Source organism: Pseudomonas antarctica (assembly GCF_900624995.1).
Taxonomy (GTDB): domain Bacteria; phylum Pseudomonadota; class Gammaproteobacteria; order Pseudomonadales; family Pseudomonadaceae; genus Aquipseudomonas; species Aquipseudomonas antarctica.
On record NZ_UYXQ01000101.1, the window covers coordinates 1 to 15,042 of the forward strand.

Here is a 15,042-nt window from a genome sequence, read left to right on the forward strand (position 1 = left end):
AGGCCCGACATCGCATCCGGGTTGTTGCGGTTGTAGTCGTTACCGGCGGCAAAGATCGTCAGCACGCCGCTGCGAGCCGCGTCGATTGCGCCCTGGTAAGCGCCACCGGCAATCGTGCCGAGGATCGGCCGGATATTATCGAACTGTGCCTGCGCTTCATTGACCGTGAAGTTGGGAAACGCCGGATCACGGCCACCCTTCGCGTACGGGTCACCGATGCCGATGCCCCAGCTGTTGTTGATAATTCGTGCGCCGCTGGCCACCAGCCCGTCCCAACCGGCTTTGTACACCGCGCCGTCGTTGCCCAGGATGATCCCGTCTTCCGGGCCCGGGTCGCCGTTTTCCGCCGTGATGATTTGCGCATTGAATGCGACGCCATGCATCGGCCCGCCATCGCGGTTACCGGCAGCAATCCCGCCGACGTGGGTGCCGTGGTTACCCAGCTTGCCGTTGGAGTCCTTGGACGGCGTGCCGTCGTAGCGGAACGCATCGCCAGCCTTCACCGGAATATACGGGTCGGTGTATTGGCGAATGCCCTCGGTGACAACCGTCACCACCTTGCCGGGGCTGTCGAATTCCGGGTGCTGGGCGTACACCGGTTGGTCGAAGATCCCCAGCTTTACGCCCTTGCCGGTGTAGCCGGCAGCATAGGCGGCGTCTGCATTCACCGCGCCCAGGCCCCAATCGGCCTTGAACTCATTGCTGCGCCAACTGGCGGCGTCGCCCAACGTGCCGGTTTCCACATAGGGTGCGGCCTGGGCGGTACCCAAGCTTGCCAGGCAGCACAGCAACGCGCCGTATGGCACGCAGCTCAAGGCCTTGAGCGGGTAGCCCGGGCCGGTGTGAGTGGCGGTGATTAACCCTGTCTTACGTTTGTTCACGGTGACCTTCCTTAGTTTTCTTATTGCACTTTTTTGGAAATCCAACCCGATCGTTCCCATGCGGAGCGTGGGAGCGATCATCGCCTTGAACTCAAAACTGCCAGTTCAGGCTCAACCCCACGCCCTGAGTTGTCTCGCGCCCAGCCAACTGCCCGTGGTAATCGAGGTTGACCCGCGTGGCCTTGCTCAACGCCAGGCTGGCTTGCACCCCGACCAGCGCCGCATCGCGCAATAACGGCGAACTGCGCACCGCAAATGAAGGCCCGCCTGCGACAAACGCCAAGTGTTCTTCGGATTCAACGGCGGTAAGGCTGTGCTGCCAGCCCAACGAGCCGGACAGTTCCAGCTGCTGGTGATCATTCAATGGCAGGGTTTTCAACGCGCGCACACCGAGGGTGCTGAGCACCGCATCGCGCCGATCACGGCCGCGCTCCAGGGCGGCGGCGTCGCCTTTTTCGTGGAATGACTCACTGTCCAGGTGCACATACGCCAGGTTGGCGAAGGGCTCCAGCGCCAGCGGTTGCAGGCGAATGCGGTAGGCCGCCTCGGTGAACAGCTGGGCCGTGCGAGCGTCGAGCTTGGTCTTTTGCTTGGCGCTGACTTGAGCGTATTGCAGGTCACGTTTCACATCTCCGCGATGCCAGCTGTAGGCGCCGCCCACGCTCACGCGCCAGTCGCCCAGCTCGCGCCCGGCATACGCGCCGAAGTGGTAGCTGTCGATGGACGCCGAGGAATGTGTGCCGCTGCCCATGTTCAACGAGCTGTCGCTGTAACCGGCGACCACACCGACGCGGGTCTGCTCGTCCAGCGCACCGTCAATACCGGCCAACAACCCGCCAACCGACGTGGTGTAGCCTGCCGTTTCGCTGCGGCTGTCGGTCTTGCCCCAGGCGCCGAGCGCCTTGAGCCACAGGTTGCTTTCGCCGTGGACCGGCACATGACGCAGGCGCTCGCCCACGGCATCGCGCAACTGCAGGCTGTCGTTGATCAACATCGCGCCAACCGCCGGGTAGAGCTCGCCGGACAACTGCTGCAAGCCTTGTCGGGCCGCTGTGAGGGAATCCGACTGCAACACGCTTTCGAACACGGGGTTGCCCGCGCCCAGTTGCTCGGCGGCGGCGGCGACATTGCGCTGGTTACGGGTGGCGGCCACGCTGGCAAACGTAGCGCCGTTGCGCACCACGTCCAACTGCACGCCGTTGGCCGCATAGTCGAGGGTGCCGCCAAGAAACAGGTAGTTCGGCAGCACCTGACCAAACTGGCCCTGAATGCCACCGGCTGCCTGAAGGATGGTGTACTGGCGACCGATCAGGCTTTGTGCCTGGCGTTGGCTGAGCAGCGTTGGGCTGTTTTCCAGCGCGAGGGTCACGGTACCGCCGCCCAGTACGGCCTTGCCACCGGCGACAATGCGGTCGCTGCTGGTGGGCGTCAGCTCCACCGCGTAGGTGGAGCCCGCGCCCAGGTTCACATCGCCTGCCACGTTCAAAGTGCCCACGGAGTTGCCGGGTGCAACGCGGCCGCCGCTGTTCACCGTCAACGCGGCAATACGCCCGGAGCCGCCGAGAGTGCCGCTCTCGTTCACGGTCACCGCCGAGGTCAGCGAACCGTTCACCGCCAACAGGCCGCCGTTGACGCTGGTCGGGCCGCGATAGGTGCTGTCGCCGCTGAGCAGCAAGCTACCGGCGCCGGATTTGATCAGGCTGCCTTCATACACGCGGTTCGCGGCGGCTTGGTCACGGGCGCTGCCGACCGCGTAGTCGGTCTGGTCCTGTTGGCGGGCGTTCGCGGCCACGCCGTTTTGCCAGCCTTTGTCGATCAGCGTCTGCTGCCAGGCGCTGTGTTCGGCGCGGTCTTCGGCCTGACGCTGCAGCAACGCCTGGTCGGAGATGTCATTACTCCACACATCGGCCTGCCCGGCCGCGAGGCTCACGTCCATCGCCCCGAGCAATTGCCCTGGCCCGTGCATCGCCCGGCCCAAGTCCGGCACGCCCCAGCCAACGATGGCATTGGGCGCCTGGGTGATCGAGCCGTCGAGTTGCGTGGCCGTGGTCAACAGCACCTGCAGCGCTTGCTCGTTATTCATGTACGGGTAGCGCTCCATCACCAACGCCAACGCGCCCGTGGCATGCGGCGCCGACATCGAGGTGCCGGACTTCACGCCATAACCGCCACCGGGTACGGTGCTGTTGATCAGCGCGCCGGGTGTGGAAATGCACCAGTATTTGGCGATGCCGCACTTGTTGTATTTCTGATTATTCGCCTTGTCCAGGCCTGACACGGCCAGCCAGTGGCCTTCCAGCTCCGGCTGAAAATACGGTAACCCCGAACGCAGGCTGGCATTCGCGTAACCGCTGTTGCCAGCGCTGAACACGTTGATAACGCCGGCCTTGGCCACGTCCGCCGCCGAATCCAGCCAGGTGCCCTGGTTGTAATGCTGGGCGTAGGCGGCATGCAGGCCGCCGAGGGTCTGGTAACTGACATCCGACGGCTGGCTGCCCCAGCTGTTGTTGATCGCGCGCACGCCGGAATCCACCAAGGCGCTATACACGGCCTTGAAGTATGCGGGGTCCGGGGTCGGGCCGAACAGGAAGCTGTCGTTGGCGTTGGTATTGCCCACGTAGACTTGCGCGTTGTAGGCCACGCCGTGCATGCCCACACCGTCGCGGGCCGCGCCCATGGTGCCGGTGACGTGGGTGCCGTGGGAATCGTTGTTGGGGTTGAGCGCACCCGTGGTGCTGAACGGGCTGCCATTGACGTAAGTGCCAGTGGCCGTGACTGGGTGGAAGCGGTCTTTGGTGGCTTGCGGGTGATCAGCATCGAACCCGGAATCCAGCGCGCCGATTTTCACCCCGCTGCCGCTGATCCCGGCGACGTAGGCCTCATCGGCCTTCATGCGACCCAGGCCCCAGTCGCTCTGAAACTCAGCGGACCGCCAACTGGCGGGGTTACCCAGTAAACCGGTCTCGGTGTATTGCGCCTGTGCCGCAACGGACAGCAGGAGCAAAGAGCCTGCGGTAAACGGTTTGAAGCGGGATGAACCGGTGATCATCTAAACCCTCCTTATTGTTTTTATACGTGCTCATTTCACCGGGCCGAACGCCTCATCAACTTTCGCCAAGTCGGTGTCACGCAAGTTGCCCGCGTAGTAGTGCAATTTGGTCCAGGCCATCAGGTAGTCGTAACGCGCCTGGGCCAGGTCGCGACGAGTGGTGTACAGCTGCTGCTCGGCGTTCAGCGCATCGAGGTTGACCCGCTCGCCACCGAGGATGCTTTGCTTGGTCGACACCACCAGCGCCTCGGCCGAGGTCAGGGCTTTTTGGTATGCGCGCAATTTACTCACCCCGGAAAGGCAGGCGCTGAACTGGCGGCGCAGCTCGATCAGGGTTTCGCGGGTCTTGCCTTCCAGCTCGTACTCGGCCTGTTCCATGCCGCGACTGGCCTGGCGGGTGGACGCCGAAATGCCGCCACCGGCATACAACGGCATGCTGACTTCAATGCCAATGGTGTTGGTGTCATAGCGCTGGTTGTAAGTGTTGCCGCTGTCGGACTCCTGCTGACGCGCGCTGGCATACGCGGTGATCTTCGGCAGGTGCCCCGCGCGATTGCGCTCCACTTCGTAACGCGCCACTTCCACGGCCTGACGCTGGGAGGCGAGCGTGGGGTTATTGCTGATCGCCAGTTCATGCCAGGTGTCGTAGTTGGCCGGGGTCAGCGTGAAGGCGGAGAAGCTTTGGTTCAGCGGCGCCAGGTCTTGGATGTTGACGCTCTGCACGCCGATCAACGCGCCCAGTTCGCGCAAGGACGCGTCCTGCTCATCCAGCGCCTGGATCTCTTCGGCGGTGGCCAGCTCATACCGCGATTCGGCTTCGAGAATGTCGGTGCGCGTGCCCTCGCCCTGCTGGAACAGGTGCTAGTTTTGCTGGAACTGTTGCTCGAAGGCCTTCTTTTTCGCGCGGGCGATGTCGATCTGGTCCTGGGCGAACAACGCCTGGGTGTAATAGCTCAGCACTCGCACCAGCAACGCCTGGCTCTTGTCGCGAAAGCTTTCATCGGCAAACAGCGACTGGGCCACGCCCTTGCGGTAGTTGGCATAGGCTTCGTAGTCGAACAACGGCTGTTGCAGGCTGAAAGTCGAGCCGTAGCTGTTGTAGTTGCGGTCGTCGCGGTACGTACCGCCGCGCCCGTCCGGCAAATGCGCCTCGGAGTTGTTGCGGCCCTTGTTGTAGTTGTAGGACAGCCTGGGCAAGAGCCCCGCACGGCCGATGGTGCGGTTTTCCAGGCCGGCGTCGCGCTCTTTGATCGCGCCGAGAAACACCGGATCGTTGCGCAAGGCTTGCTCATACACGTCAAACGGGCCCATGGCGGCTTGGGCAGAGCCGCAAATCAACATCAGTGAAATGAACACAGGTTTCATGCTCATTCCTCAGTCAACGCAGAGCCGGCGCGATCGAGCAGCGGCTTGAACAGGTAATTGAGCAAGGAGCGCTCGCCGGTGCGCACGAACATCTCGGCGGGCATGCCCGGTTTAATCACCAGGCCATGGAGTTTTTCCAGTGCGGCCTCGCTAACCGTGGTGCGCAGCACGTAGTACGGCTGGCCGGTTTTTTCATCGAGCATCTGGTCGGCGGAGATCAGGCTGACTTCGCCCGGCACACGCGGCGTGCGGCTCTGATTGAAGGCGGTGAAGAGTATATCCACCGGCAAGTGCGTGCCGACCTTGTCCACCAAGTGCACCGGCAAATGCCCTTCGACTTCCAGGCGCGTGCCCTGCGGCACGATTTCCAGCAGGGTTTCACCGGCACGCACCACGGCGCCTTCGGTGTGCACGCTGAGGTTGACCGCAATGCCATCGGCCGGCGCGTTGATTTCGCTGTGCTGCAGGTCGAAACCGGCCGAAGTCAGTTGCTGCTCCAGCGTCAGGCTGCGCAGTTGTGCGTCGGCCAGTTGGCTGCGCACTTCCTTCTGATACTCCTCGCTGTGCTGCTGCAACTTGAGGCGCGATTCAAGGATGCCCTGCTCCACGCGGCCGCTTTCCCCAGTGTTCTGCGCCAGGTCCTGTTGTACCTGGGACAGTTGGCGCTGGTAATCGAGCAAGCGATTGCGCGGGATATAGCCGTTGTCGGCCAGAGGCTGCAGGTTAGCCAGTTGATCGCGCAGGGATTGAGCCTGGGCGGCCAAGTCGCTGCGGGCGCGGCGCATGCCATTGAGTTGCGAAGTGGCGCCGTCGATATTCGCGCGAATCCCGGCTTGTTCGCGGGAAAACGCCTCGCGACGGCTGCTGAACAGTTGGCGTTGGCCTTCCAGCACCAGCGCCAGGGCCGGCTCGGGGTTGGCGCTCAGCTCGGCCGGAAAGGTGATGCTGGAACGGTTGTCGCGCTCGCTCTGCCAACGCGCCACGCTGGCCCAGGCCATGCGGTACTGGGCTTGCAGCGATTGCACATCGGCCTGATTCTGGGTCTGGTCGAGGCGAAACAACGGCTGGCCCTGTTTGACCCACTCGCCCTCCTTCACCAGGATCCGGCTGACCACACCGGCGCTGAAGGTTTGCACGGCCTTGCGCTTGCCCGACACCACCACCGTGCCCTGCACCGGGATGCCTTGGTCCAGCGGGGCCAGGCTGGCCCAGAGGAAGAAGCCTCCGGCGCCGACAATGGTCAGCAGCCAGCCCATTTTTACGAAAAAACCGGCGTCGCGTTGTTCAAAACGAGGCTCAACAGTAAGGCTGCTCATGCGCCTGGATTCCTTCCGGCTTGGTACTGACGACTAAGGCTCACACCGGCCTTTTCTCGGGGTGCTTCCTGCGGCTGGCCCGACAAGGCGCGCAGCACTTCCTGGCTGGGGCCGAAGGCCTGCAAGTGGCCTTCGCTGAGCACCAGCAACTTGTCGGCCTGGGCCAGTGCCGAGGAGCGGTGGGTCACTAACACCACGCTGCTGCCCTGGGCTTTCATTTGCACGATGGCGCTGGCCAGTGCGGCTTCGCCGACGGTGTCGAGGTTGGAGTTGGGCTCATCCAGCACGATCAAACGTGGCCCGCCGTACAGCGCGCGGGCCAGGGCCACGCGTTGCTTCTGGCCACCGGACAGGCCGCCGCCGTTGTCGCCGAGCACAGTGTCGTAGCCTTGCGGCAGGCGCAGGATCAGTTCATGCACACCGGCCTGTTGCGCCGCTTGCACCACAAGCTGGGGGTCGGCGTCGCGAAACCGCGCAATGTTGTCGGCGATGCTGCCGCTGAACAGTTCGATGTCCTGGGGTAAGTAGCCGATGTGCGGGCCGAGGTCGTCACGGTCCCAGCGGTGAATGTCCGCACCGTCCAGGCGCACGGTGCCGGCCAGGGTCGGCCACACGCCTACCAGCACGCGGGCCAGGGTGGATTTACCCGAGCCCGACGCACCGAGCACGCCGAGCACTTCGCCCGCACCGAGGTTGAAACTCACCTGCTGCAAGGTCGCCATGCGCCGTCCGGGCGGGCCCGCGCTGACGTGTTCGAAACTGACCTGGCCCTTGGGCGCAGGCAGCGCCATGTGTTCGACTTCCGGCGGGAATTCACGCAGCAGCTCGTCGAGCCGCTGGTACGCCAATTTTGCCGAACTCCACTGCTTCCACACCGCAATCAACTGGTCGATGGGGCTGAGCACGCGGCCCATGAGAATGGAGCCGGCGATCATCATGCCGGCGGTCATATCGCCTTTGATCACTAGGAAAGCGCCCAGGCCCAGCACCAACGATTGCAGGCACAGGCGAAAGGACTTGCTCAGCGAGGTGATCACCGAACCGGTGTCGCTGGCCTTGTTCTGATAGCCGAGAAATTGCGCATGCACCGCGAACCAGCGCTTGCGCAACGCGCCGAGCATGCCCATGGCCTGGATCGTCTCGGCGTTGTGCAAATGGCTGGTGGCCAACTGGGTCGATTGCTGGGAAAACGTGCCCGCCTCGCCCAACGGCTTTTTGGTCAGGTATTCGTTCAAGCAGGCCAGTGCGATCAGCAGCACCGCCCCCGCCGTGGCCAATACGCCGAGCCACACGTTGAAGAGGAAAATCACGAACAGGTAGATGGGAAACCATGGCGCATCAAAAAACGCGAACAGCGCAGGCCCCGTAATGAATTGGCGGATCGCGGTCAGGTCGCCCAAGGATTGCCCGGCGTGCCCCTGCCCGCGTTGCAGGTTGCGTTCAAACGCGGCCTTGTACACGCGCAAGTTGAAACGCCGCTCCAACTGGCTGCCGATACGGATCACGATAAAACTGCGAATGACTTCCAGCGTGCCGATAAACGCGAAGAAACCCACGACCATCAGCGTTAACATCACCAGGGTGGTTTCATTCTGGGAGGACAACACACGGTCATACACTTGCAGCATGTAAATCGACGGCACCAGCATCAACAGATTAATCAATGCGGTGAAAAAGCCGATGCTGATCAAAATACTCTTGTATTCACCCAACGCCCTGAATAAGGGCGCAACCGCATGGGACTTCGCCATATTGTCTGATCTTCCCTGAACCGAATTACGCGCAACAGTTGCCCAAACCCTGAATAAGGGCGGTCAACTATTAAAATCGAGTTATATGCTTATAACTTTTAATTAAGGTGCTCGTTGCAGTACAACTTCCGGTATCGACGCCGTGTGGCCTTTATATTCACCGCCTTTTTCACGGTTCAAATGGATAATGCCGCTGTCTTGGGCGTTCATTAGCCAGATGCCGTCCGGGGTCGGCAACCACGTCAGGGGTTTATCCCCCAGCCATTGTTCTGCGCAGGCGACATCACCGGCCAGCGCGTTCGGCTGGTCCAACAGGTCCAGCGCGCACACTTGATCCTGCTGGTGCAACTGCCAGTGGCCGGCCAACTGGGCGGTGGTGGGTAAAACAAGACTGCTAGCCATAGCCTGGGCTCCTGCCGAGACGAACAACACCTGTGACGCACAGGCGATCAAATGGGAAAAACGCGGCATCTTCTGCTCCATCCTAGAGCGCGGCGCCGCAGCGCCGCGCGCTTTACATCACGCTACGATGTCGCTGATCGCCGCCTGGCCAACGGTGGTGACGAGGAAATCCGCCACGCCGTGCCCGGAGAAGTCCACGGCCAAGGTGCCCAGGTTAGTACCCGAGGCATAGCTCAGCACCGCGTCGCCGGCGTGGCCGGTGAACGCATTGACGAAGGTCAAGCCTGCACCTTTGGTGATACCGGACAGGTCGATCTTGTCCGAACCTGAGGTGAAGTCAAAGATCTTGTCGGCAGCACCTGGTTTGGAATCGGAACTGGCACCAAACACGAAGGTGTCATTGCCGGCGCCGCCCCACAGTTGGTCCGCACCCCCACCGCCGTAGATGATGTCGTTGCCGGCACCGCCTTTGATCACGTTGGCTGCGTTGTTACCAATGATCAGGTCGTTGCCCGAACCGCCGAACGCGTTCTCGACAGTGACGCCCTTGGCGATGGACACGTTGCCCACCAGGCCGCCAACGTCTGAGAACGAGCCTTCATTGAGGTTGATCTTCTGGTTCTGGGTGAAGCCGGAGAAGTCCAGGGTGTCGTTGCCGCCACCGTCCCATACCGAAAACACCAGCTTCTCGGCATTGGAGGTGGCGCTGTAGAAATCACGCCCGGTGTTGGAGTTGAAACCGTAGGTGGTATCACCGGCACGGGTGCTGTAGTTGGCGCCGTAGAGCTTCTGGATCGCGGCGATGTCGTCGATCAGCGGGCCCGAGGCGTAAGCTTCGACGCCGCCTTTGGTGAAGTTCTGGTTGGTGTTGCTCTCGCTCCAGTAACTCATGACGCTGTAGCCACGCGTGTCCTGTCCATAGTCCGCGTCTCTGTACGTAGGGTTGCCGGTCCCGGCGTTGTAGTCGCCAGGGTGAGCCAGGCCCAGGGTGTGGCCGATTTCGTGGGTCAGGGTCTGCCGGCCGTAGTTGTTCACGTCCGGGGTCTTGTTCGGCGTGTAGCTGTTGTTGGTCAGGTACCACGAGATGCCGTCGTAGCCTGCGCCGGTGCCGGGCAGGTAAGCGAAGGCCGCAGCGCCAGCCTGGCCACCGCTGTAGTTGGCGAAGGTCATGTGTGTGTCACCGCCCGAGGCCCTTTCGGTAAAGCTCACGTTGGCGACGTCCGCCCAGGATTGCATGGCCAATACGGCCTGTGCTTTCTGCTGGGCGTTGAACTGGCTGAACCCGGAGATACCATGTTTGTTCATGGTCGCCGAGCTGGCCGAGGTGAGGAACGTGTAGGTCAGATCGATCTTGCCGTTGTGGTTCACGTCCTTGTACGAGGCACCATCACGCAGCAGGTGGTCCGCTGCCTGGTCCACGGTAAAGGAGGGTTTGCCATTCACCGTGAGGTTGCCGCCACGGTCATACAGATGGCTAAAACTATCGATTTGCGAGTAAGCAGTGCTAGCTTGCGCGGCAGATACAATAGCTTTGTCTTTTACTTTTGACATAAACGTACTTCCTTGTTTGCAAGTGCATCAGTCGTTGGTCGATAGGAACCTCGCGGGCGAGATCGTCCCATCACTCACCTCTTTTGAAGGCGTATCGAAACTGACACAACTTGAAATCTTTCGTCTACACATATTTCCGCAGCGAAAATGTGACGCAGATTCTACTTAAGGAAGTCGTGGGCAGCGTTTATTGGGGACAATTGCTTTTATTCATCCGCTGCAGTCTCGGTGGTATTTAAATATTAAATACCCCTAAAGCCGCTCTACTTGAGCGGCGCACTTGAGGAATGGATCCAATATATTGTCACGGTGTCATTAGCGACATTAAAGAGCCACTACTTAGGCTGTTAATTATTGTTGTCCCCTATTACCGGGCCACACTCCAGCCGCTCTTGTGTAATGCGGCTAATAATGTCTCGCTCGCAAGCCCCGGCACCTTGACGCCTTCGTCGGTGCTCATGTCCTCGCCGGCCAGCATGGCATTGATGATCGCCTCCTCCACCGCCTCCGCCGCCGCGCTGAACAGCGGCGAAATATGATCGTTATTGACCATCTGCAACGCAGTGCTCAGCGGCAAGCCTTTGCGCCCGTAATCCGCCGCTGGCAGGCCCTGGTTGCCGGTGGCGAACGCCAGGAACAGGTCGCCGCTGGAATCCTCGGTGCCGCCACCCGTGCGCGCAATGCCAATGGAGGCGCGCTGCGCCAGGCGCTGACACTGGTGCGGTAATAACGGCGCATCGGTGGCGATGATCACCACAATCGAGCCCATGCCCGGCGTACCACGCTCGGTGAACGGTGAAGCAATGCCCATTAAGTGGCGGCCCACCGGGTAGCCATCGACCCGCAGCTCCTGACGCTTGCCGTGGTTGGCCTGCACCAGCGCGCCGACGGTCCAGCCGCCCTGCTCTGCTGGCAGACGCCGCGACGCCGTGCCGATGCCGCCCTTGAACTCATGGCAGATCATCCCGGTGCCGCCGCCCACCGCGCCCTCCTGCACCGGGCCGCTGTCAGCGTTGTCCAGCGCTTCACGCACGTGTTCAGGCTTCACGTGCTGGCCCCAAATATCGTTGAGCGTCCCGTCGTAGGTTTCCATCACGACCGGCATGCACCAATACACCGCCGGGTCCGCCAGGCGCTCGCGCTCCAGGGCGATCAAGGTGTCGCGCACAATGCCGATGCTGTGGGTGTTGGTGATCGCCACCGGCGTGGTCAGCAGCCCCGCCTCGCTGATCCACTCAAGGCCGGTGGCATCGCCATTGCCATTGAGGACGTGGTAGCCGGCAAAACACGGTTGCTGGCGCGCCTCACCCGCGCGCGGCTGCACCAGCGTGACGCCGGTGCGCACCTGTTTGCCGTCAATACGCGTCTTGAGCGTACTGTGGCCGACCCGCACACCGGGAACATCGGTGATGGCATTCAATTCGCCGGGCGTGCCCAGCCCCAACGTGATGCCCATTTGACGTGCACGCATAACCACTCCTTACAGTTTTTGATACGCCGGACTCAACCGGCCACTGATGCAATACAAAATCACCGACAACGCCAGTACGCCGATGATGACCATGATGTCGCGCACCGACGCCGCGTAGATCAAGGTCACCAGCAGATAACCGGCGCCCAGCACGGCCAACACCGCCGGCAGCGGCCACAACGGCATGCGATAGGGATGGTCGCGATCACGCAGCAGCACGCGGCTCATCAAGGCGCACAAGGCCACCGCCAGGTACACCAGGATAATCAGTAATACGGTGAAGGACGTCAGGTCTGCCAGATTGGAGCTGAAACTCAACAATGCCGACGGAATGGCCAGGAACAAGGTCGCCAGCCACGGTGAATCCCAGCGCGGGTGAATGCGCGTGAACAGCTTGTTGATGCGCGGCGTCCACAACGCATCGCGGCCACTGCTGAACACCACGCGGCCAATCTGGATAACGATCGCGACAATCGCATTGAACACCGACAGGAAGATCCCTGCGCTGACCAGTCGCGACAAGGTTTCATTGCCGTGACTGGTCAGCAGGTAGCCGATAGGGTCCGGGCTGCTGATCATGGCACTCAACGAGGGCGCGCCGATCAACAGTGCGGTGATGGGCACCAATTCGATCACCACCACCAACCCCAGGGACCACAACACGGCTTTGTGCACGCCTTTGCCGCCGCACTTCATGTCTTCGGCCAACAACACGGCCGGGCCATAACCGTTGTACGAAAACAAACCGATACCGACCGCACCAATCACCAACCCCCACGGCGCCAGGTGCAACACGCCGTTTTCGACGATTTGCGGCGCCAACAACACGCTGACCGGCTGTACCGGATTGCCGAAGCCGATAAACACGATTACCAGCAACGCCGCGACTTCCAGCAGCAAGCACGTGCCGGTGATCCAAGCGTTGAGCTTGATATTGAGGATGCCCAGGGCGTAGCTGCTCACCACGATCACCAAGGCGACGGTTTGTGAGTCGAATTTAGTCCCCAGGGCATTGTTCAGGTAGGTCGCCGCCCCCGTGGCCAAGACTGGCGGGATAAACAGCAACATCACCAGCACGGTCAAAAACGTCGCATAACCGGCCATGCCGCCAAACACGCGCTTGGCATACACATACTCACCACCGGCGCTGTTGTGCGCGCGGCCAAGTTCGGCGTAACAGAAGGCGAACATCAGCGCGAGCACGGCGGCCATCACAAACGCCAGGAATACACCACTGCCCGCTTGCTGGATGGCAAACGGCGCAATTACGAATACGGAACTGGCCGGCGTCACCGCTGACACGGTGATGGCGACTACATCGAAAACGCTTAGGGTGGGTTTGAGCACGCCGTCTGGCGCGGGGGAAGCACTCATATCGTTATCCTCTGTCGTTGTTTTTGGTAGGAGGCAGAAACGAAAGGTCGGGCTTTTGCGGGATATGTTTCCCACTGGATGCTGGCAAAAGTAAACGTTGCGTTTATGCAGGCCAATTCCCCTATTGGCGTACTCCCCTTGACGGTACTCGCTAAAAGCCGAACCCTTGGCTGATCTTTTGCTGGCGAGAGCCTGTCACATGAGCCTGTTCAGAGAAGTCGGCATGCACGCGGGCCTGGGCCGCACGGTCGCGCACATCGGCACCGAGCGGTTCTGGAAGCAACTGGTGCTGTTGCTGCACCAATGCCTGCCGTTCGATAACGCGCTGGCGATTTTCTATCCGCTGGATGGCCCGCCCCAAGCCCTGGAAGAATACGACGCCCAGCCCAGCAGCAAGCCGGCGTCGATGCTGGTGTACCTCAATGGCCTGTATTTGCTCGACCCGTTTTACCAGGCCTGCCGCGAAGGCTATGCCAGCGGTGTGTATCGCCTGGAGGAAGTCGCGCCTGACCATTTTCGCCAGAGTGAGTACTTCCTCAACTACTTCCACGACAACGTGCTGGAAGACGAGGTGCAGTTCATCCTGCAATTGCCGGGTGCGGGGACCTTGTCGTTGTCGTTGGGCATGCAGCGCCGCTTCCGCTTGGAGGAAACCGGGCTTATGACCACGCTGGCGGCCTGGGTGCTGCCGTTGATGCAGCAGCATTGGCAGCAAAGCACACAGCGTGCGCCAGCCATGGACAGCCAGATCAGGGATGCACTGAGCCATTTCGGCAGTGGCGTGCTCTCGGACCGCGAACTCGAAGTGGCCCGCCTGGTGCTGCGCGGGTTCTCGTCCAAGGCCATGGCCGAGCGCCTGAAGATCTCGCCGGACACGGTGAAAGTGCACCGGCGACATCTGTACGCGAAGCTGGATATTTCGTCACAACCGGAGCTGTTTTCGTTGTTTATCCAGTCGTTGGGGCATGATTTGGAAAATCCCTGATTGCGCGCGCGTTTGTGATGAGCAGGCCGATTTTGGCTGGCGAGCTTCTTTTGGCGAGCGGGCTTGGCCGCGAAAGCGGTGGGTCAGTCAACATCCATGTTTGCTGGGCCGACGTCATCGCGGCATAGGTATCTACACATCTTTTTATGGGTTGAATTCTTTGGTTGCTGCGGGGGCGCTGGGTGCATATCCGTTATTTGGGTAACGGCTGCTATGGGTTCCGCTCTTACAGCGGGTCACTTTTGAAAGAGCGCAAAAGTAACCAAAACGCTCTTGCCCCACCACTCGGCACCTCGCCTAGGCTCGGTGTGCCCTCACGCAGGCTTTGGACCGTGGGCCGCCGCGATGGGCCATCCTTGGCCCATCGCGGCTAAACCGGCTTCCTGCCGGTTTACCCACGCTCCAAAGCCTGCGTTCGGCCAGCGTGGTTTAACGGGGCGCCTCAGATCAAGATCAAAAGCGAAGCCAAGGCGGCCTGACAGCCGACCTGATCTCTGAAACTGAACTCAATCAAATGTGGGAGCTGGCTTGCCTGCGATGGCATCAACTCGGTGTACCTGATGGACCCAGGTGTCTACATCGCAGCGGTGCGGCGATCCGACAAGCCAGCTCCCACAGAAAAGCAGATCTGCTTCTGCTGTGCTTTTGCCCTGCTTTTGCTTCAACCTCTCAGGTCGGCTACTAGGCCGCCGTGCTCTTGCTTTTGATCTTGATCTTGATCTTGATCTGAGGCGCCCCGTTAAACCACGATGGCCGAACGCAGGCTTGAATCCGTGGGTAACCCGGCAGGACGCCGGGTTAGCCGCGATGGGCCAAGGATGGCCCATGGCGGCGGCCCACGGATTCAAGCCTTCGTTCTGGCATGCCGAGCCTAGGCGAGGCAACGAGTGGTGGGGC

9 protein-coding genes and 1 pseudogene are annotated in these 15,042 nt (G+C 61.3%); 1 reads left to right on the forward strand and 9 read right to left on the reverse strand.

The window, feature by feature from the left end; genetic code table 11:
• The 9 genes and pseudogenes from E0F99_RS24625 to E0F99_RS24665 form a co-directional block, all read right to left on the reverse strand.
• A partial coding sequence (locus E0F99_RS24625) for a S8 family serine peptidase (protein ID WP_165447637.1) occupies positions 1-881 on the reverse strand: 881 nt, incomplete at its 3' end.
• A 91-nt stretch (positions 882-972) separates the two neighbouring features.
• Positions 973-3,930 (reverse strand): autotransporter serine peptidase EprS, encoded by a 2,958-nt coding sequence (eprS, locus tag E0F99_RS24630; RefSeq protein WP_083358483.1) that lies wholly within the window; start codon positions 3,928-3,930, stop codon positions 973-975.
• Between the two features lie 30 nt (positions 3,931-3,960).
• Positions 3,961-5,295 (reverse strand): annotated as a pseudogene (locus E0F99_RS24635) (TolC family outer membrane protein).
• Positions 5,296-5,297: 2 nt separating this feature from the next.
• Positions 5,298-6,611 carry an HlyD family type I secretion periplasmic adaptor subunit gene (locus tag E0F99_RS24640; protein WP_083358484.1) on the reverse strand — a complete coding sequence of 438 codons (1,314 nt, stop codon included), beginning with the start codon at positions 6,609-6,611 and terminating at the stop codon, positions 5,298-5,300.
• A complete protein-coding gene (locus tag E0F99_RS24645) occupies positions 6,608-8,362 on the reverse strand; it encodes a type I secretion system permease/ATPase (RefSeq protein ID WP_083358485.1) in 1,755 nt (584 codons plus the stop codon). The genes E0F99_RS24640 and E0F99_RS24645 overlap by 4 nt, the downstream gene beginning before the upstream one ends.
• A 102-nt stretch (positions 8,363-8,464) precedes the next feature.
• The gene (locus E0F99_RS24650) at positions 8,465-8,833 is read right to left on the reverse strand and encodes an AprI/Inh family metalloprotease inhibitor (RefSeq protein ID WP_083358486.1); all 369 of its coding nucleotides are present in this window, start codon (positions 8,831-8,833) and stop codon (positions 8,465-8,467) included.
• 48 nt (positions 8,834-8,881) lie between these two features.
• The gene (locus E0F99_RS24655) at positions 8,882-10,315 is read right to left on the reverse strand and encodes a serralysin family metalloprotease (protein WP_083358487.1); all 1,434 of its coding nucleotides are present in this window, start codon (positions 10,313-10,315) and stop codon (positions 8,882-8,884) included.
• Positions 10,316-10,682: 367 nt separating this feature from the next.
• Positions 10,683-11,786, reverse strand: coding sequence for a DmpA family aminopeptidase (locus tag E0F99_RS24660; RefSeq protein WP_083358488.1), 1,104 nt, complete (start codon positions 11,784-11,786; stop codon positions 10,683-10,685).
• A 9-nt stretch (positions 11,787-11,795) separates the two neighbouring features.
• Complete coding sequence (locus tag E0F99_RS24665; RefSeq protein ID WP_083358489.1) at positions 11,796-13,160, reverse strand: APC family permease; 1,365 nt, start codon at positions 13,158-13,160, stop codon at positions 11,796-11,798.
• Between the two features lie 199 nt (positions 13,161-13,359).
• Here E0F99_RS24665 and E0F99_RS24670 point away from each other — a divergent pair, with 199 nt between their 5' ends.
• Positions 13,360-14,145: a helix-turn-helix transcriptional regulator gene (locus E0F99_RS24670; protein ID WP_083358490.1), complete on the forward strand. Its 786-nt coding sequence runs from the start codon at positions 13,360-13,362 to the stop codon at positions 14,143-14,145.
• Positions 14,146-15,042 lie beyond the last annotated feature (897 nt).

Bases quoted from the DNA above. Each gene is read 5' to 3' on its own strand.
- eprS (WP_083358483.1), bottom strand. From the start codon at position 3,930: ATGATCACCGGTTCATCCCGCTTCAAACCGTTTACCGCAGGCTCTTTG.
- E0F99_RS24640 (WP_083358484.1), bottom strand. From the start codon at position 6,611: ATGAGCAGCCTTACTGTTGAGCCTCGTTTTGAACAACGCGACGCCGGT.
- E0F99_RS24645 (WP_083358485.1), bottom strand. From the start codon at position 8,362: ATGGCGAAGTCCCATGCGGTTGCGCCCTTATTCAGGGCGTTGGGTGAA.
- E0F99_RS24650 (WP_083358486.1), bottom strand. From the start codon at position 8,833: ATGCCGCGTTTTTCCCATTTGATCGCCTGTGCGTCACAGGTGTTGTTC.
- E0F99_RS24655 (WP_083358487.1), bottom strand. From the start codon at position 10,315: ATGTCAAAAGTAAAAGACAAAGCTATTGTATCTGCCGCGCAAGCTAGC.
- E0F99_RS24660 (WP_083358488.1), bottom strand. From the start codon at position 11,786: ATGCGTGCACGTCAAATGGGCATCACGTTGGGGCTGGGCACGCCCGGC.
- E0F99_RS24665 (WP_083358489.1), bottom strand. From the start codon at position 13,160: ATGAGTGCTTCCCCCGCGCCAGACGGCGTGCTCAAACCCACCCTAAGC.
- E0F99_RS24670 (WP_083358490.1), top strand. From the start codon at position 13,360: ATGAGCCTGTTCAGAGAAGTCGGCATGCACGCGGGCCTGGGCCGCACG.